Consider the following 16,880-nt stretch of genomic DNA (forward strand, 5'->3'; position numbering starts at 1 on the left):
TGCCGTGGCTACCATCGAGGTCGTATACGCCCGCGAGATCCTCGACTCCCGGGGCAACCCGACGGTCGAGGTCGAGGTCGTGCTCGACGACGGCAGCAGTGGCCGTGCGGCAGTGCCGAGCGGGGCGTCCACCGGCCAGTTCGAGGCGGTCGAGCTGCGTGACGGCGGCAAACGTTACGGCGGCAAGGGCGTCGAGAAGGCCGTGCTCGCCGTGACCGACGAGATCTTCGAGGAGATCAACGGGGTCGAGGCCGAGGACCAGCGCATCATCGACCAGATCATGATCGACCTGGACCGCACGCCCAACAAGGCCAAGCTGGGCGCCAACGCCATCCTGGGCGTGTCGCTGGCCGTCGCCAAGGCCGCCGCCGACAGCGCCGACCTGCCGCTCTTCCGCTATGTCGGCGGCCCCAACGCCCACGTGCTGCCCGTCCCGATGATGAACATCCTCAACGGCGGAGCCCACGCCGACACCAACGTCGACATCCAGGAGTTCATGATCGCGCCGATCGGCGCGGAGACGTTCCGCGAGGCGGTGCGCGTGGGCACCGAGGTCTACCACGCGCTCAAGGGCGTGCTCAAGGAGAAGGGCTACGCCACGGGGCTGGGCGACGAGGGCGGCTTCGCGCCCAACCTGCCGTCCAACCGCGACGCGCTCGACCTGATCCTGGTCGCGATCGAGCGGGCCGGCTACGTGCCGGGCGAGGACGTCGCGCTGGCGCTCGACGTGGCCGCCTCCGAGTTCCACAAGGACGGCGTCTACACGATCGACGGCAAGGGCCTGTCGGCGCAGGAGCTCATCGAGTTCTACGCCGATCTTGTCGCCAACTACCCGCTCGTCTCGATCGAGGACCCGCTCGACGAGGAGGACTGGGCGGGCTGGAAGGCCATCACCGACGCGCTCGGCGACAAGGTGCAGCTCGTCGGCGACGACCTGTTCGTCACCAACCCGGAGCGGCTGGAGCGCGGCATCAAGGAGGGCACGGCCAACGCGCTGCTGGTCAAGGTCAACCAGATCGGCACGCTGTCGGAGACGCTCGACGCGGTCGACCTGGCCCACCGCAGCGGCTACCGCTGCATGATGAGCCACCGTTCAGGCGAGACGGAGGACACGACGATCGCCGACCTCGCGGTGGCGGTCAACTGCGGCCAGATCAAGACCGGCGCACCTGCCCGTTCCGACCGGGTCGCGAAATACAACCAGCTGCTGCGCATCGAGGAGCTTCTGGACGACGCCGCCCGTTACGCGGGTCGCGCGGCTTTCCCGCGTTTCCGGCGCTAGTTTCGAGCGGGGAAGCACCGAAGCCCGGGCGGCGGCTCCTCACGGCGACAGAGCCGCCTCCCGAGGTGAGGCGACGAGCAGGGGGTGCAGCACATGGCGAAGAGACCGCAGCTGACCGGGCGGGCGGCCATCCTGGCCGTCGTGGTGTGCGCGATCGCGATGAGCCTGGCCTACCCGGTCCGCGAATACATCAGCCTGCGCCGTAGCATCTCGGAGCTGCGCGAGGAGAAGGCCAGGGTCGAGGCGGAGAAGCAGGCCCTGCTGGCCCGCGACCGGCAGAGCAACGATCCCAACTGGATCAAGAAGACCGCCAAGGAGCGGCTGCACTACTGCGGCCCTGGCGAGAAGTGTTATGTCGTGATGGCGCCCCACCGGGGCAAGGAGCAGGCGGAAGTGAAGCAGCCCGCCGCGGTGCCGCCGTGGTACCAAACGCTCTGGGAGTCCGTCGAGGCCGCCGACAAGGGCACCGGGCGCCGGGCGGTCACCGGGAAGGAGAGTGTTGGACGGTAAGGACGCCGAGGTCGTGCACCGGCAGCTCGGGCGGCCGCCCAGAGGGCTGCGCGAGGTGGCGCACCGCTGCCCGTGCGGCAACCCCGACGTGGTGGAGACCGCGCCGCGGTTGCCCGACGGCTCGCCGTTCCCGACTCTCTACTACCTGACCTGCCCGAAGGCGGTCTCGGCCATCGGCACGCTGGAGGGCTCCGGCCTGATGCGCGAGATGCAGGCGAGGCTGGCCACCGAGCCCGAATTGGCGCGCGCCTACCAGGCCGCGCACGACGACTACGTCGCCAGGCGCGACCAGGCCGCGCGTGAGCAGGGTCTGGAGCCGTTGCCGCGCGACATGCAGAGCACGGGCGGCATGCCGCTGCGGGTCAAGTGCCTGCACGCGCTCGTCGCTCACGAGCTGGCGGTGCCCGGCGGCAATCCGATCGGCAGGGAGGCGCTCGACGCCCTCCCCGAATGGTGGAGTGACGGACCATGCGTGTAGCCGCCGTCGACTGCGGCACCAATTCCGTACGCCTGCTCATCGCCGACACCGGCGACGACGTGCTGGACGACGTCGAGCGGCGGATGGAGATCGTCCGCCTGGGGCAGGGCGTCGACCGCACCGGCAGGCTGGCCCCCGACGCGCTGGAGCGTACGTTCAAGGCGATGCGCGCCTACCGCGAGCTGATCGACAGGCACGGCGCGACCGCGACCCGGGTGGTGGCCACGAGCGCCACCAGAGACGCGGACAACCGGCAGGAGTTCGTGGCCGGCGTGCACGAGATCTTCGGGGTGGAGCCGGAGGTCGTGACGGGCGACGAGGAGGCCGAGCTGTCGTTCACGGGCGCGACCAGGGGCCTGGTCAGGTTGTCGCCCGAGACCGAGGTGCCGCAGGGGCCGCTGCCCCCTTACCTGGTGGTCGACATCGGCGGCGGGTCCACGGAGTTCGTGGTCGGCTCCGAGCACGCCGAGGCGGCGCTGTCGGTGGACATCGGCTGCGTACGCCTCACCGAGCGGCATCTGCGTGCCGGCGACCCGCCCGCGGCGCCCGCTCTGGAGGCCGTGGTGGCCGACATCGAGGCGGCGCTCGACCGGGTCGAGTCGGCGGTGCCGGTGCGCCGGGCGCACACGCTCGTGGGCCTGGCGGGCTCGGTGACGACGGTGGCGGGCATGGCGCTCGATCTGCCCGCCTACGACCCGGCCCGCATCCACCATGCGCGGATCTCCGCCGAGCAGGTGCACGACGTGACGCGGCGGTTGCTCGCGATGACGCATGGTGATCGTGCCGCGGTTCCGGTCATGCATCCGGGGCGCGTGGATGTCATTGGCGCGGGGGCGCTTATTCTCGACCGGATCGTACGCCGTTTCGCATTTCCGCAGGTCGTTGTTAGCGAGCATGACATCCTTGACGGTATTGCGTGGTCTATATCCGGATAGCTGAAGAAATCCGGACATTTCTGGTCTATGCCTCATGTTGAGGGCGCGATCAGTATTGTGCTTGAGTAAAGGTGCATACGGGGGCTTTGCCATATCGCTGTGCACGGAAGGTGCCGGCGTGGCGACCGTTCCCGAGCGCGCCTCTTCCCTCAAGGAATGGAGCACTCTCACATGATGTCTGTTGGGTTAGCACGTAAGGCGGCGGCGATCGGTGCGTCGGCCGCGGTGCTGGCCGCCTTGGCCGCGGGTCTGGTCTCCAGCCCCGCGCAGGCGGCGACCGCAGCCACGGCCGCCGCTGCCAAGGCGAAGGCGGGTTCCAAGGTCACGGTCGCCCGGCCCAAGGCCTCCACCCGCAATTACGAAGGTTCCTGCCCGGTCAAGATCAAGTTCTCGGCCCAGGTCAAGGTTCCTGTCAAGGGCAAGACGAAGCTGGCCTACCGATGGCTGCACGGCGACGGGTCCAAGAGCAAGGTCAAGACGGTCACGCTCAAGGGCAAGGGCACCAAGACGGTCACCGTCCGGCAGTCCATCACCTTCAAGGACGACGTCAAGAAGGGCTGGGAGGCCGTCCAGGTCCTCGGCCCGAAGAAGGTCACCTCGAAGAAGGGCTACTTCTCCGTCTCCTGTGAGAAGGAGGAGAAGCTGAAGGAGGTGCGCACGCACCTCGACCGGTCGGTGTCGGCGCGTGCCTGGGTCCACCCCAGCAGGTACGTCGGCTCCTGCACCCCCGGTGACAGGATCGGCGTCGCCGGCGTCATCAAGACCGACCGCCCGACGTGGGTGCGTTACCGCTGGGTCCTCAACGGTGACGTCGTCGACTACGGCAAGGTCAAGGTCCACGACGCGCGCAAGGTCGGCTTCAGCTTCGCTCCGCGTCACAGCCAGCGTGGCTGGGCGCAGCTGCAGGTGCTCCGTCCGGACGCCACCTCCTCCAACCGCGCCTACTACAAGGTCTGGTGCAAGGACAAGCCTCCGGTGCACGTGCCCGACCACCACGCCAAGGTGAGCGCGTCCAGCTCGGTCTCGACCACGGCCGCGTGCTCGCTGAGCGCCTCCGGCACCATCCGCTCGACCGGCGCCGCCCGGGTGAAGTGGAGCTGGACGCTCAACGGTGCGACCGTGTCCAGCGGTGTGGCCACGTTCGGCCGTCACGGCGGCTCCGAGAGTGTCAGGTTCGTCTCGGACAAGCTGACGGGCAGGAACGCGAAGGGTGGCAACGTGACGCTGTCGATCACGGGCCCCGACAACAGCGACTCCTCCACGAGCAGCTACGCGCCCTGCGCGCCGGACGCGCCGCTTCCGGCCGCTTCGCCGTCGCCGGTGCCTTCGGCCCCGGCCACGGACATGCCGTCCAAGTGAGCGACTGAACGAAGAACCGGGTGGTGCCTCCTGGCGCCACCCGGTTTCTTGTTGCCGCTATTGCGCTTTGCACAGTAGTGTTCATGGCGTGGATAGCAGCCAGCTGCTCAAAGGCGTGCTCGACCTGGCCGTGCTGGCCGTGCTCAAAGAGCGCGACGGCTACGGCTACGACATCGTGCGCAGGCTCAGGGAGGCGGGTCTCCACGAGGTGGGCGACGCCTCGGTCTACGGGACGCTGCGCCGCCTGTTCAAGGCCGGTGCGCTGACCTCATATGTGATGGCGTCCGACGAGGGCCCGCACCGCAAGTATTACGGGCTCAACGAGGTCGGCCTGAGCATGTACGCCGCCTCGGCGAAGACCTGGTCCTCCTTCGCGAAGACCATGGCATCCCTGCTCAAGGAGGGCCAAGAATGACTCCGGAAGAATACGCGCAGGCCGTACGCGATGCTCTGGCCGATCACCCGGAGCGGGAGGAGCTGCTCGACGATCTCGACGACCATCTGGCCGAGATCGCGGCGGAGTCCGGTCTGCCGCTGGAAGACCGGCTGGGGCCGCCCGCCGCCTACGCCGAGGAGCTGGCCGCCGCCTACGGAGAGCGTCCCGAGCGCCGGCGTAGGCGCCGGCGAGGCCCGCGGGAGCAGGCGCTGAGGGCGCATGCCTTCCTCATGGGCTACACGCCCTACAGGAGCCTTGTGGGCTTTCTGCCGGAGCTGCGGCCGGGGTGGTGGGTGCTGCGCGGCTACGTGCTGGCCATGGTCCTGGTGTCGATGGCCGGCGACAGCACGCTCGCTCCGGCGAGCGCCGCCGACTGGGCCGTGGCGGTGGCCTGCGTCCTCGCCTCGGTGTGGTTCGGCAGGAGGCGCAGGGGCCGGCTGGTCGTGCTGCTCGCGGTGGCCGCCAACGCGGTGGCCGGGCTGGCGTTGTTCGCCGCGATCGTCGACGCGCCGCGCTCGCCCGCCCCGGAGTCGGTCTACATGGCCGAGCCCGCGTGGGTGCGCAACGCGTCGTCCGACGGCGTCTACAACATCAAGCCGTACGCCAAGGACGGCACCCCGCTGACCGACGTCTATCTCTACGACCAGGACGGCAACCCGCTCACCACCGACCCCGAGCAGTACGGCTACACGGTCGACCGGTCGTGCGGCGAGCCGATACTCAACCGCTACCCGCTGCCGCTGACCAGGCCGGACTTCTCCCGCGCCGGCTCGCCGTCGCCGTCGCCCTCCTGTGCGGAGCCGGCGCCGAGCGCAACCCCGACGGCCGCCGATCCGGAGCCGACGCCCACGGCGACGCCGAGTCCCAAGGCCACGCGCTGATCGGGCACCATCGATGTCATGAGCTTCGTACCTCCCGGCACCGGATGGCCGGGCGACCCGGCGACCCCTGACACCCCCGTCGCGCTCGACCCCGCGGACGTGCGCCGCCTGGCCGCCGCCAGCGACACCCTCGCGGAGCTCACGGCCAGGCAGTCCGTCTGCCGGGCCTGCCCCCGCCTGGTGGAGTGGCGCGAAGAGGTCGCCAGGGTGCGCCGGCGCGCGTTCGCGGACGAGACGTACTGGGGCCGTCCCGTCCCCGGCTGGGGTGACGAGCATCCGCGGATCCTGATCGCGGGCCTCGCGCCGGCCGCCCACGGCGGCAACAGGACCGGCCGGATCTTCACCGGCGACCGCAGCGGCGACTGGCTGTTCGCCTCGCTGTACCGCACCGGCCTGGCCGCGCAGGAGACGAGCACGCACGCGGGCGACGGGCAGCGGCTCATCGGCGCGCGGGTGGTGGCGCCGGTGCGCTGCGCGCCGCCGGCGAACAAGCCGACGCCGGCGGAGAAGAGCGCGTGCTTCCCGTGGATGGCGCGGGAGCTGGCGCTGGTCGCGCGGGACGTGCGGGTGGTGGTGGCGCTCGGCGGCTACGCCTGGCAGGCGGTGTGGCCGGCGCTCAAGGACGCGGGCTACGCGCTGCCGCGCAGCAGGCCGCCGTTCGGGCACGGCGCGGAGGTCGAGATCGCGTACGACGGCGCGCCCGTCACGCTGCTCGGCTGCTACCACCCGAGCCAGCAGAACACGTTCACCGGCCGCGTCACCGCCCAGATGCTGGACGAACTCTTCGCCCGTGCCAGGTCGCTGGCTGTGTGACGCGTCGCACCATGCCAGGAATGGATTCGTCGGACACCCTTGGCGTAGGCTTGTGAATGCTTTCACAAGCACTCCCCAAGGGATGTGGACAGGATGAACCAGCACATTCTCATCGTCGGCGGAGGATACGTCGGCCTCTACACAGCGCTCAGGCTGCAGCGCAAACTCCATCGTGAGCTGCGCAGCGGCGAGGCGCGCATCACGATCATCGATCCGCAGTCCTACATGACCTACCAGCCGTTCCTCCCCGAGGCGGCGGCCGGCAACCTTTCCCCCCGGCACATGGTCGCGCCGCTGCGCCGCGTGCTGCCGAAGGCGCACATCCTCAACGGCACGGTCACCAAGGTCGACCACGCCGAGCGCACCGCGACCTTCCAGCCCGCCGAGGGCGAGCCGCGGCAGGTGGCCTACGACGTGATCGTCATGGCCGCCGGGTCGATCTCCCGCACGCTGCCCATCCCCGGGCTGACCGACATCGGCATCGGGTTCAAGACCGTGGGCGAGGCCATCGCGCTGCGCAACCGCGTGCTGCACCTGCTCGATGTGGCCGAGTCGGCCGACGACCCCGAGGTGCGGCGCAGGGCGCTCACGTTCGTCGTGGTCGGCGCGGGCTTCGCGGGCGTGGAGGCGCTGGCCGAGCTGGAGGACATGGCCAAGCACTCGACGCGCTACTACCGCAACATCAAGCCGTCGGACCTGCGCTGGGTGCTCGTCGAGGCCACCGACCGGGTGCTGCCCGAGGTCGGCCCCGAGATGGGCAAGTGGACCCTGGAGCAGCTGCGCGAGCGCGGCATCGACGTCCGGCTCGAGACCCGCCTGGAGTCGTGCGAGGGCGGCCACGTGGTGCTCTCCGACGGCTCGGAGTTCGACGCCGAGACCCTCGTGTGGACGGCGGGCGTCAAGCCGAGCACGGTGGTCAACGACAGCGACCTGCCGCTCGACGAGCGCGGCCGGATCAAGGCCACGGCCATGCTGACCGTCGCGGGCACGGAAGGCGCGTTCGCGGCCGGCGACGCGGCCGGGGTGCCCGACGTGACCAACCCCGGTCAATACTGCGCGCCGAACGCCCAGCACGCCGTGCGCCAGGCCAAGGTGCTGGCCGACAACATCGTGCGGTATCTGCGCGGGCAGCACCTGGCGGAATATCGCCACAAGTACGTCGGATCGGTCGCGGGGCTGGGCCTGCACCAGGGCGTCGCGAACGTCTACGGCGTCAAGCTTCGCGGATTCCCTGCATGGTTCATGCACCGCACTTACCATCTGTCGCGGGTGCCGACGCTGAACCGCAAGGTCCGCGTCGTCGTCGACTGGACCCTGGCCCTGTTCTTCAAACGGGAGACGATCTCGCTGGGTGAGATGGAGCACCCGCGAGAGGGCTTCAGGGCCGCGGTGGCGACGACTCGCCGCTAGCCCGGGAACGGCAGCGCCCCGGTGAGCCTCGCCGGGGCGTGCGGCGCCCCTGGTCGCATGAGCGGAAGGGGGAACCACGGGTGGGGCTCTCAGCGGTGACCGTGCTCGGAGTGGACCGGCCCGGCGTGATCGCCGCAGTCACCGGTTCGCTCGCCGACTGCGGGGCGAACATCCAGGACTCGACCATGACGCTGCTCGGCGGCCACGTGGCGATGATGCTGCTCGTGTCGGGCGAGGTGGACGCGGCCGAGCTGAGCAAGCGCCTGTGCGCGCCCGACCTCGTGGTGACCGCCTCGGCGATCGAGGCACGCCGCCACTTCTGCGACGACGGCGGCGGCCTCGGCTACGTGCTGACCGTCCACGGCCCCGACAGGCCCGGCATCATCTCCGCCATCAGCGCCGTGCTCGCGGCCGACGGAGGCAACATCACCGGCATGAGCACCCGGCTCACCGGGCGGCTCTACGTGCTGATCGCCGACGTCGAGCTGCCGAAGGATGTGGACGTCGCGGCGCTCATGCGCAGGCTCGCCGCGGTCGGCGCCGGACTCGACTCCGAGATAACGTTTCGACCCGTCGAACCGGATCTGTTGTGACCCGGCCGGCGGACGGAAGGCTCCGCGAGGTGATCGACGCCCCGCACCCGCTGCTGTCCACCGCCGCCGAGCCGGTGGACCCGACCGACCCCGAGGTCGTGGCCGCCGCCGCCGATCTGCTGGCCACCCTGCGCCACGAGCCCTCCACGACCGGCCTGGCAGCCCCCCAGATCGGCCTGAGCTGGCGGCTGATCGCCTTTGACGCCGGGCGCCACCCCAGGAGTCGGTCGTGCGCCGGAGAGGTCGTCATGGCCAACCCACGGCTCGCGACGGCCGCCCGCTGGAACCGCCTGCGGGAGGGGTGCGTGTCCGTCCCCGGGCTCACCGCCGACGTACGTCGTGCGACGCGCATCACCGTACATGGGCATTTGCCAGGCACGGGCGAGCCGGTCACCATCGAGGCGGATGCCGTGGAAGCCCGTTGCATTCAGCACCAACTGGACCATCTGGACGGTCTACTCTTCTTGGACAGAGTGGTGGGAGCACTATCACTTCACCGCAGTCATCACAGTTGTGACGCCTGATACGAAGTTGTGCTCCTCGGAAGCATGGTCCGTTTCGTATGATTGCGGCGCCCCCGTAGCCCAATGGCAGAGGCAAACCCCTTAAAAGGGTTGACGTGCGGGTTCGAATCCCGCCGGGGGCACCTGCCATCTTTCGCCGCCTTTAGGGCTCTGACCTGGAGGTTTACCGCGATCGCCGGACGGGCCCCTTCGACCGTTTCCTGGTTGATATCGACTTGTTATGGAGTTGTCGCGTTCCGGGTGCTCCATCGCTGGTGGAGGCCCTGTCCTGGGGTGGGCGACCCGGTCTGTGGGCCGGGGTCCGCGTTTGCCTCCCCGGAAAACTATCCAGCCCTCCGCGGCCATATTGACAAACGGCCCTCCTTCTGCTTTCCGGGATCGCCGGAGTTTCTTAGTGTGAATGGTTGACTACGGAATACAACCGCTCACCCTTTTCTCGTTGGAAAAAACCATCACGCACCGGAAGGGCTCCGTCACGGACCCTCGCAGGAGGGCTCCCGCCGGCCGGGCCGGATGATCTCCCGAGCTCGTGGCCGACCTCGGGAACTCGGCGCCGGAGACGTTCGTTGTCAACGCTGCCGAAGTCCCGAACCAACATCGATCTGACGCGTCAGTTGACCAAGGTGCCGCCAGGCCCCGTAGGCTCGGCGTCACAGGAGGCAGCGATGGAGAGCAAGAACCCCGTATTCAGCAGGTCGCGGCAGCAGGCCGCGGGCTGGGGCGGGCCGACCCCGTCCCCCGACCAGTTGCAGAACATGTACGACGCCCCGTCGTACGCACCGCCGGCCAGGCCCGCACACCGGACCATGACCCTCGATGACGTCGTGGTGCGCGGGTTCCTCACGCTCGGGGTGCTCGTCCTGGCCGCGGCCGCGGCCTGGGTCCTCAACGTCCCGCCCATGGTCGCCATCGGCGCGGCCGTCATCGCGCTGATCATCGGGTTGGTCGCCTCGTTCACGATGAGCACCAACCCGGCGCTCATTCTGGCCTACGCGGTGTTCGAGGGCATCTTCCTCGGCAAGATCAGCGCCGTGTTCGAGGGCGCCATCAGCGGCATCGTGCTCCAAGCGGTGCTGGGCACGGCATTCGCGTTCGGCGCGGTGCTGACCGTCTATTCGTTGCGCATCGTCCGCGTCACGCCCAAGCTCGTGAAGTTCGGCATCGCCGCCGCCATCGCGGCCATCGGCCTGCTGCTCGTCAACCTGATCGTCGGCCTGTTCAACGACGGCGGGCTCGGCCTGCGCACCGACAGCCCGATCGGCTGGGCCTTCAGCATCGTCATGATCCTGATCGGCTGCTTCTTCCTGCTCCTCGACTTCGACGCGATCGAGCAGGGCGTCAAGCAGGGCGCCCCGGAGAAGTTCGCCTGGCAGTGCGTGTTCGGGCTGACGCTCAGCCTGGTGTGGATCTACCTCGAGGTGCTGCGCTTCGTCAGCTACTTCAGCAGCAGCGACTGATCGTCCATCCCCGCGTCATCCGGAGGGCTCCGCCGTTCAGGCGGGGCCCTCTCTGCATGCCTGTGTGCGACCGAAAATCTACCCGCCGTCACAAAATGATGCCTGACTCAGGGCTTGCCATTCGCACGCTGGTGTTGCAGTGTCAACGAAAGGAACCTTATCCGCGGAGGTGCCCATGTCCTTGAACCACTCACCGGAGACGCAGACGAAGCTGATCGCAAGGGTCCCGACCATAACGGGACGCGAACTCCCAGAGTGGTTCCAAGCCATCGACAACGGCCCGAGCTTCCTCAGATGCGACGAGCGGGCCAACTGGCTCGCCGACGAGCACGGGCTGACCCACGGCTACGCCGCCGCGATCGTTCACGAGCACGAGCGGCACCGCCGTAACCGCATGGGCTTTGTCTAAGCCCTACCACCCTCGCGCCCGTGTGCCGCACACGGGCGCGTCATCATGAGTGGATGGACGTCGACAAGGCACTGGCCTTTCTCCGCACCCATCATCACGCCATCCTCCTCACCAGGCACCGCGACGGGCGCCCGCAGATGTCGCCGGTCGTGGCCGGCGTTCAGGACGGCCACGTCATCATCAGCACCAGGGAGACGGCGAGCAAGGTGCACAACGCCCGCCGCGATCCCAGCGTCTCGCTGTGCGCCTTCACGGACCGCTTCTACGGCGAGTGGATCCAGGTGGACGGCACGGCCGAGATCATCTCGCTGCCGGAGGCCATGGACCACCTGGTCGCCTACTATCGCGACATCTCGGGCGAGCACCCCGACTGGGACGACTACCGCGCCGCCATGACCCGCGAACGCCGCGTCATCCTCCGCATCGCCCCCACCCACGCCGGCCCGGATCGCCACGGTTAGCCCCCGGCCCAGGGCCGGCCACGGCGACCGGGCGACGGGGGCTCGCGTCACGGCGGGCCACCGTCATCCGGTCAGCGGCCGTTTCCCTGGAGGGGGCCGGCCACGTGCGGCGGTTGGAGAGCCGCCGCCTGCCGTAAGGACCTGATCAGGACAGGCGCTCCAGGACCATCGCCATGCCCTGCCCGCCGCCCACGCACATGGTCTCGAGCCCGATGCTCTTGTCGTGGTGCTGCAGGCTGTTGATCAGCGTGGACGTGATCCGGGCCCCCGTCATCCCGAACGGATGCCCCACGGCGATGGCCCCGCCGTTGACGTTGAGCCGGTCGAGGTCGATGCCGAGGTCGCGGTACGACGGGATCACCTGCGCGGCGAACGCCTCGTTGATCTCCACCAGGTCGATGTCGTCGATCGCCATCCCGGCCCTGGACAGCGCCTGCTTCGAGGCCTCCACCGGCCCGAGGCCCATGATCTCCGGCGACAGCCCGGTGACCCCGGTGGACACGATCCTGGCCAGCGGCGTGATGCCGAGCTCGGCCGCCTTGACGTCGCTCATCACGACGACGGCGGCGGCCCCGTCGTTGAGCGGGCAGCAGTTGCCCGCCGTGACGGTGCCGTCAGGACGGAACACCGGCGCCAGGGTCGAGACCTTCTCGTAGGTGGTGCCGGGTCGCGGGCCGTCGTCCTTGCTCACCACGGTGCCGTCCGGCAGGGTCACGGGCGTGATGTCCTTCTGCCAGAACCCGTCGGCCAGCGCCTTCTCGGCGAGGTTCTGCGAGCGGACGCCGAACTCGTCCTGGTCCTGACGGGTGACCCCCTTGAGCTGGGCGAGGTTCTCGGCCGTCTGCCCCATCGCGATGTAGACGTCGGGCACCTCGCCGTCCTCGCGCGGGTCGTGCCACTCGCGCCCGCCCTCGGTGAAGGCTTTCGTACGGGCCAGCGCGTCGTTGAAGACCGGGCTCTGGGTGTCGGGCAGCGAGTCGGAGTTGCCCTTGGTGAAGCGCGAGACGGTCTCGACCCCGGCGGACACGAACACGTCGCCCTCGCCCGCCTTGATCGCATGGAAGGCCATCCTGGTGGTCTGCAGGGAGGAGGAGCAGTAGCGCGTCACGGTGGTGCCGGGCACGTTGTCGAGCCCGAGCATCACCGCCACCACCCGGGCCATGTTGAACCCCTGCTCGCCGCCGGGCAGCCCGCACCCGAGCATGATGTCGTCGATGGACGCGGGCTCGAGCTGGGGCACCTTGGCCAGCGCCGCCTGGATCATCTGCACGGTCAGGTCGTCGGGCCGGATCTCCTTGAGCGAACCCTTGAAGGCTCGTCCGATGGGCGAACGCGCGGTTGCGACGATGACTGCCTCGGGCATGGCCCCTCCTTTGTCGGCGCTAATAGTAGAACTATATTCCAGTTCTACGCGCAAGCCCCGAGCGGCCCCCGTTATCCGTACATTCCTGGCGCCGTGGCGGTGTGGTCGTTCACGGCGTGGATCGCCCCCTTCTCGTCGCGCCACAACCGCCACCCGTCCTGGCTGCCCGTGAACCAGGCCGGCGGCGCGGACGCGGGGGAGACGCGCTTGCCGGTGCCGAGGTCGTACTGGCAGACGGCGGCCGTCGAGTAGAAGCCCGGCGCCTGCCCGCGCAAGGTCAGCGGCTTGGGGTCGGTGACGCAGAACGACCACCCCCGCTGCTCCTCCACGGGCACCTGCTTGCCGGTGACGAGGTCGAAGGCCGAGCCCTTGGCGTTGTGCTGGAGGAAGCCGAGTTTGTCCATCTCGTCGGGGAAGGCCAGCCACCAGCCGGAGCCGGGCACGTCGGCCGCCGTGATCTGGCCGACCACCCGCCCGGTCTCGGAGTCGAGCCGGGCGAAGCCGCCATAGGCGCCCTGGCGGTCGACCGGGCGGACGACCGGGGCGTAGCCGGGGTTGCCGCTGGGATAGACGCGCACCACCGAGGGCCGCATCCAGTTGATCGTCCCGTCGCTGATCTCGATCGAGAACAGGCCGAACGTGGAGATCTTCTTGGTCTGCGGGTTGGTGTAGGGGGCGACGTAGCCGACGAGGTTGCCGCCCGTCGAGCCGAACGCCCACCCGCCCGACATGTCGATGCCGGGGCCGAGCGCCTGCTCGATCGGCTGCTGCCACTGGAGCTTGCCGGTCTTGAGCTCGTACGACTCGACCATGGGGTTGGCCGACAACCTGAGCAGCAGGACCCGGCGCCCGTCCGACCACTCGACCTCGGCGATGCCGGGCAGCTTCCACAGTTGTCTGCCCGTGGCCGGGTCGAGCACCACCATGCGCGCCCTGGCCAGGGCGGTGTGCTCGGACAGGCAGACGTAGGGGCCGCAGCGCTGCGGTCCGAACGTCGAGTGCACCGGCCTGGTCCACTTGCGCACCCCGGAGAAGGCGTCCCGGGCGACGAGGGTCGCGTTCCAGCCGCCCTTCTTGGCCGGGTCGAGCGCGACGACCACGCTCTGACCCTCGGGGGTCTCCACGACCGCGGGGGTGGAGACGCCCATGCCGGGCAGCCGGCCGGCCATCGTGGCCGGGTAGGCCCACAGGCGCTTGCCGTCGCGCAGGCCGATGGCGACGGTTTCGAGCGTGCCGTCGGACTTCAGCGACGTGGTCGCGACGACCCCGCCGCCCGCCGCCATCCGGCTGACGGCGTTGACATCGGTGTTGTGCCAGGTCGGGAAGCTCGTCGTGGCCGCGTCGCTGCCGGAGCATGCGGTCGCGGCGAGGATTCCCGCGAGGGCGATAGACGATTTCCACAGGGGCCGGAGCACAGGCAATTCACTCCAAAATGGACGAGGAGTGACGGCTCAGGCTCGGAGGGTGACCGCGGTCAGGCGTCGTTGAGCGGCTCGCCGAGCCGCCGGCGGAACAACGTCACCCACTTGCCGTGCAGGCCCGTCGCCCGCCCGTCGACCCGGGTCGCGGTGACCTCGGTGCCGGGCTCCTCCGCGGCCGTAGCCGCCGCAAGGTAAATCGGTTGCGGTGCTTCGCCACGTGCGGGTCTGGGCTCGGGCCACAGTCCCAACGCAGCGCACACCGACGGTAGCACCGCGTAAGCGGCCTGTGCGTAACCTTGGTCAGATGGATGGAATCGATCCGGTCCGAACATTTCTGTCGGATTTGTCGCGAACTCCGGCCCCAGGACGTCGGCGAACGCCACCGTACGGCCGCCCGCGTCCACCACCGCCACCGTCTGCGCCGCCGCGAGCTGCCGGCTCCACCGCCGCGTGACCCAGCGCAGCGGCTGCGCGATCGGCCGCACCGTGCCGAGGTCGGGGCACGTGCCCACGACCACCTCCGCGCCCGCGTCCCGCAGCCGCCGCACGGCCTTCGTCAGATGGCGTACGGCCACCGCGGGCGGCGTCTGCGTGATGATGTCGTTCGCCCCCACGAAGATCACCGCCACGTCGGGGCCCATGGCCAGGGCGGCGTCGACCTGCTCGCCCAGCTCGGCCGACGGGGTGCCCGACTTGCCGGCCACGAGCAGGCGCACCGGCCGCTCCGCCACCGCGGCCAGGCCGTTCGCCAGGATGACGCCGGGGGTGTGGCTGGGCTCGCTCACCCCGAGCCCCACGGAGGTGGAGTCGCCGAGCATGGCCAGGTTGAGCGGCACTCCGGGGAAGGCGCCGTACGTGCCGTCGGAGACCGGGCCGTCCAGGCCGTGCGGCTGCCCGATGACCCTGCGGGCGAGCAGCCCCTCGGCGATCAGCAGTCCGTATGCCGTGGCGCCCAGGGCGGTCAGCCCGCCACCTCCGAGAGCCGCCGCCGTCGCGATCTTCCGCGCCGCGCGCGCCACGCCAGCTGCCCACACCACGTACGTGACCTCCCTGGTCGAACTCGGCGGTAGCGTTTGCTTGAAAACTAGCTGAGGCCCCGCCACCCCCTTGGGACCTCGGCCACAAGCAAGCTGATCAAGCTTCGGCAAAGAAGGTGAACACCTCGGTGCGCGTTTACGATTCCCTGGTCGACCTGATGGGGAACACTCCGCTCGTCCGGCTGCACAAAGTCACCGCGGGGTTGCCCGCCCAGGTGGTCGCGAAGGTCGAATACTTCAATCCAGGCGGTTCGGTCAAGGACCGCATCGCGGCACGCATGATCGAGGCCGCCGAAGCGTCCGGCGAGCTGCGTCCCGGAGGCGTCATCGTTGAGCCGACGTCCGGCAACACCGGCGTGGGCCTGGCCATCGTGGCGCAGCAGAAGGGCTACCGGTGCCTGTTCGTGGTGCCCGACAAGGTGGCCCAGGACAAGATCTCCGTGCTGCGCGCCTACGGGGCCGAGGTCGTCGTCTGCCCGACCGCCGTCTCGCCCGACCACCCCGACTCCTACTACTCGGTCTCCGACCGGCTGGCCCGCGAGGTGCCCAACGCCTGGAAGCCGAACCAGTACACCAACGTCAACAACCCCGACTCCCACTACCACTCGACGGGCCCCGAGATCTGGGAGCAGACCGACGGCCGGGTCACCCACTTCGTGGCCGGCATCGGCACCGGGGGCACGATCAGCGGCACAGGCCGCTACCTCAAGGAGGTCTCCGGTGGCCGGGTGAAGATCATCGGAGCCGACCCCGAAGGGTCGGTCTACTCGGGCGGGTCCGGGCGCCCCTACCTCGTCGAGGGGGTCGGGGAGGACATCTGGCCGGCCACGTACGACACCAAGATCTGTGACGAGATCATCGCGGTCACCGACAAGGAGTCGTTCAACATGACCCGCAGGCTCGCCCGCGAGGAGGGGCTGCTGGTCGGCGGCTCCTGCGGGATGGCCGTGGTGGCGGCGCTGCGGGTGGCGGCCACCGCCGCGCCCGACGACGTGATCGTCGTGCTGCTGCCCGACGGCGGCCGCGGCTACCTGTCCAAGATCTTCAACGACGACTGGATGGCCGACTACGGCTTCCTGACCACCACGTCCGATGAGGGGCTGGTCGGCGACGTGCTGGCGCGCAAGGGGGCGGGACTGCCGGAGTTCGTGCACGCGCACCCGTACGAGTCGGTCAGCACGGTCATCGCGATCATGCGCGAATACTCGGTGTCGCAGCTTCCCGTGATGAAGGAGGAGCCGCCCGTCATGGCGGCCGAGGTGGTGGGCTCCATCGTCGAACGCGATCTCCTCGAAGCCCTGTATCACGGCAGGATCTCCTCCGACGACACGATCGCCGATCACATGTCGGCGCCGCTACCCACGATCGGCAGCGGTGAACCTGTGGCGCGTGCGGTCGAAGCGCTGGAGAAGGCCGATGCGGCCGTTGTGCTGGAAGATGGCAAACCCGCCGGCCTGATCACCAGGCACGACCTGCTCGCCTTCCTCGCCAACCACTGACCCTCCTTACTC

Annotated in this window: 18 protein-coding genes and 1 tRNA gene; 16 read left to right on the forward strand and 3 right to left on the reverse strand. The window is 69.4% G+C overall.

The features are described 5' to 3' along the window. The first annotated feature begins 4 nt into the window (after positions 1–4). The 15 genes from eno (at position 5) to ABGB01_RS21640 (ending at position 11,548) form a co-directional block, all read left to right on the forward strand. A complete protein-coding gene (gene eno / locus ABGB01_RS21570) occupies positions 5–1,282 on the forward strand; it encodes a phosphopyruvate hydratase (protein ID WP_347775344.1) in 1,278 nt (425 codons plus the stop codon). A gap of 93 nt (positions 1,283–1,375) precedes the next feature. Next, complete coding sequence (locus tag ABGB01_RS21575) at positions 1,376–1,792, forward strand: septum formation initiator family protein (protein WP_347624118.1); 417 nt, start codon at positions 1,376–1,378, stop codon at positions 1,790–1,792. After that, positions 1,782–2,270 carry a DUF501 domain-containing protein gene (locus tag ABGB01_RS21580; RefSeq protein WP_347775345.1) on the forward strand — a complete coding sequence of 163 codons (489 nt, stop codon included), beginning with the start codon at positions 1,782–1,784 and terminating at the stop codon, positions 2,268–2,270. Before ABGB01_RS21575 ends, ABGB01_RS21580 begins: the two co-directional genes overlap by 11 nt. Further along, entirely contained in the window at positions 2,261–3,205 is a 945-nt protein-coding gene (locus tag ABGB01_RS21585; RefSeq protein ID WP_347775346.1) for a Ppx/GppA phosphatase family protein, read from the forward strand. The genes ABGB01_RS21580 and ABGB01_RS21585 overlap by 10 nt, the downstream gene beginning before the upstream one ends. Positions 3,206–3,379: 174 nt before the next feature. Further along, the gene (locus ABGB01_RS21590; RefSeq protein ID WP_347775347.1) at positions 3,380–4,564 is read left to right on the forward strand and encodes a hypothetical protein; all 1,185 of its coding nucleotides are present in this window, start codon (positions 3,380–3,382) and stop codon (positions 4,562–4,564) included. 88 nt (positions 4,565–4,652) lie between these two features. Next, entirely contained in the window at positions 4,653–4,979 is a 327-nt protein-coding gene (locus tag ABGB01_RS21595; protein WP_347775348.1) for a PadR family transcriptional regulator, read from the forward strand. Further along, positions 4,976–5,881, forward strand: a complete 906-nt coding sequence (locus ABGB01_RS21600; RefSeq protein WP_347775349.1) for a hypothetical protein — start codon at positions 4,976–4,978, stop codon at positions 5,879–5,881. Before ABGB01_RS21595 ends, ABGB01_RS21600 begins: the two co-directional genes overlap by 4 nt. Before the next feature lie 18 nt (positions 5,882–5,899). Next, entirely contained in the window at positions 5,900–6,694 is a 795-nt protein-coding gene (locus tag ABGB01_RS21605) for a uracil-DNA glycosylase (protein WP_347775350.1), read from the forward strand. Positions 6,695–6,787: 93 nt separating this feature from the next. After that, entirely contained in the window at positions 6,788–8,104 is a 1,317-nt protein-coding gene (locus ABGB01_RS21610) for an NAD(P)/FAD-dependent oxidoreductase (protein WP_347775351.1), read from the forward strand. An 80-nt stretch (positions 8,105–8,184) separates the two neighbouring features. Then, positions 8,185–8,697, forward strand: a complete 513-nt coding sequence (locus ABGB01_RS21615; RefSeq protein WP_347775352.1) for an ACT domain-containing protein — start codon at positions 8,185–8,187, stop codon at positions 8,695–8,697. A 29-nt stretch (positions 8,698–8,726) separates the two neighbouring features. After that, a complete protein-coding gene (locus tag ABGB01_RS21620) occupies positions 8,727–9,221 on the forward strand; it encodes a peptide deformylase (RefSeq protein WP_347775353.1) in 495 nt (164 codons plus the stop codon). A gap of 49 nt (positions 9,222–9,270) precedes the next feature. Beyond that, positions 9,271–9,343 (forward strand) — tRNA-Leu (locus tag ABGB01_RS21625). 543 nt (positions 9,344–9,886) lie between these two features. Beyond that, positions 9,887–10,678, forward strand: coding sequence for a Bax inhibitor-1/YccA family protein (locus ABGB01_RS21630; protein WP_347775354.1), 792 nt, complete (start codon positions 9,887–9,889; stop codon positions 10,676–10,678). Positions 10,679–10,853: 175 nt separating this feature from the next. Continuing rightward, complete coding sequence (locus ABGB01_RS21635; protein ID WP_347624108.1) at positions 10,854–11,087, forward strand: DUF4287 domain-containing protein; 234 nt, start codon at positions 10,854–10,856, stop codon at positions 11,085–11,087. A gap of 53 nt (positions 11,088–11,140) precedes the next feature. Then, positions 11,141–11,548, forward strand: a complete 408-nt coding sequence (locus ABGB01_RS21640) for a PPOX class F420-dependent oxidoreductase (RefSeq protein ID WP_347775355.1) — start codon at positions 11,141–11,143, stop codon at positions 11,546–11,548. 145 nt (positions 11,549–11,693) lie between these two features. Here ABGB01_RS21640 and ABGB01_RS21645 read toward each other — a convergent pair whose 3' ends face one another. The 3 genes from ABGB01_RS21645 to ABGB01_RS21655 form a co-directional block, all read right to left on the reverse strand. Further along, positions 11,694–12,911, reverse strand: coding sequence for an acetyl-CoA C-acetyltransferase (locus ABGB01_RS21645; RefSeq protein ID WP_347775356.1), 1,218 nt, complete (start codon positions 12,909–12,911; stop codon positions 11,694–11,696). Between the two features lie 71 nt (positions 12,912–12,982). Next, positions 12,983–14,326: a PQQ-binding-like beta-propeller repeat protein gene (locus ABGB01_RS21650; protein WP_347775357.1), complete on the reverse strand. Its 1,344-nt coding sequence runs from the start codon at positions 14,324–14,326 to the stop codon at positions 12,983–12,985. Positions 14,327–14,385: 59 nt separating this feature from the next. Then, positions 14,386–15,369: an SGNH/GDSL hydrolase family protein gene (locus ABGB01_RS21655; RefSeq protein WP_347775358.1), complete on the reverse strand. Its 984-nt coding sequence runs from the start codon at positions 15,367–15,369 to the stop codon at positions 14,386–14,388. 128 nt (positions 15,370–15,497) lie between these two features. On the opposite strand from ABGB01_RS21655, the gene ABGB01_RS21660 reads away from it, so the two are divergent. Next, positions 15,498–16,868 (forward strand): cystathionine beta-synthase, encoded by a 1,371-nt coding sequence (locus ABGB01_RS21660; RefSeq protein ID WP_347775359.1) that lies wholly within the window; start codon positions 15,498–15,500, stop codon positions 16,866–16,868. Positions 16,869–16,880 lie beyond the last annotated feature (12 nt).

This window comes from Nonomuraea sp. B5E05 (genome assembly GCF_039880665.1).
Classification (GTDB): Bacteria; Actinomycetota; Actinomycetes; order Streptosporangiales; family Streptosporangiaceae; genus Nonomuraea.

Coding starts and splice junctions, on each gene's coding strand:
- ABGB01_RS21630 (WP_347775354.1), top strand. CDS start 9,887: ATGGAGAGCAAGAACCCCGTATTCAGCAGGTCGCGGCAGCAGGCCGCG.
- ABGB01_RS21575 (WP_347624118.1), top strand. CDS start 1,376: ATGGCGAAGAGACCGCAGCTGACCGGGCGGGCGGCCATCCTGGCCGTC.
- ABGB01_RS21585 (WP_347775346.1), top strand. CDS start 2,261: ATGCGTGTAGCCGCCGTCGACTGCGGCACCAATTCCGTACGCCTGCTC.
- ABGB01_RS21600 (WP_347775349.1), top strand. CDS start 4,976: ATGACTCCGGAAGAATACGCGCAGGCCGTACGCGATGCTCTGGCCGAT.
- ABGB01_RS21590 (WP_347775347.1), top strand. CDS start 3,380: ATGTCTGTTGGGTTAGCACGTAAGGCGGCGGCGATCGGTGCGTCGGCC.
- ABGB01_RS21605 (WP_347775350.1), top strand. CDS start 5,900: ATGAGCTTCGTACCTCCCGGCACCGGATGGCCGGGCGACCCGGCGACC.
- ABGB01_RS21635 (WP_347624108.1), top strand. CDS start 10,854: ATGTCCTTGAACCACTCACCGGAGACGCAGACGAAGCTGATCGCAAGG.
- ABGB01_RS21610 (WP_347775351.1), top strand. CDS start 6,788: ATGAACCAGCACATTCTCATCGTCGGCGGAGGATACGTCGGCCTCTAC.
- ABGB01_RS21640 (WP_347775355.1), top strand. CDS start 11,141: ATGGACGTCGACAAGGCACTGGCCTTTCTCCGCACCCATCATCACGCC.
- ABGB01_RS21645 (WP_347775356.1), bottom strand. CDS start 12,911: ATGCCCGAGGCAGTCATCGTCGCAACCGCGCGTTCGCCCATCGGACGA.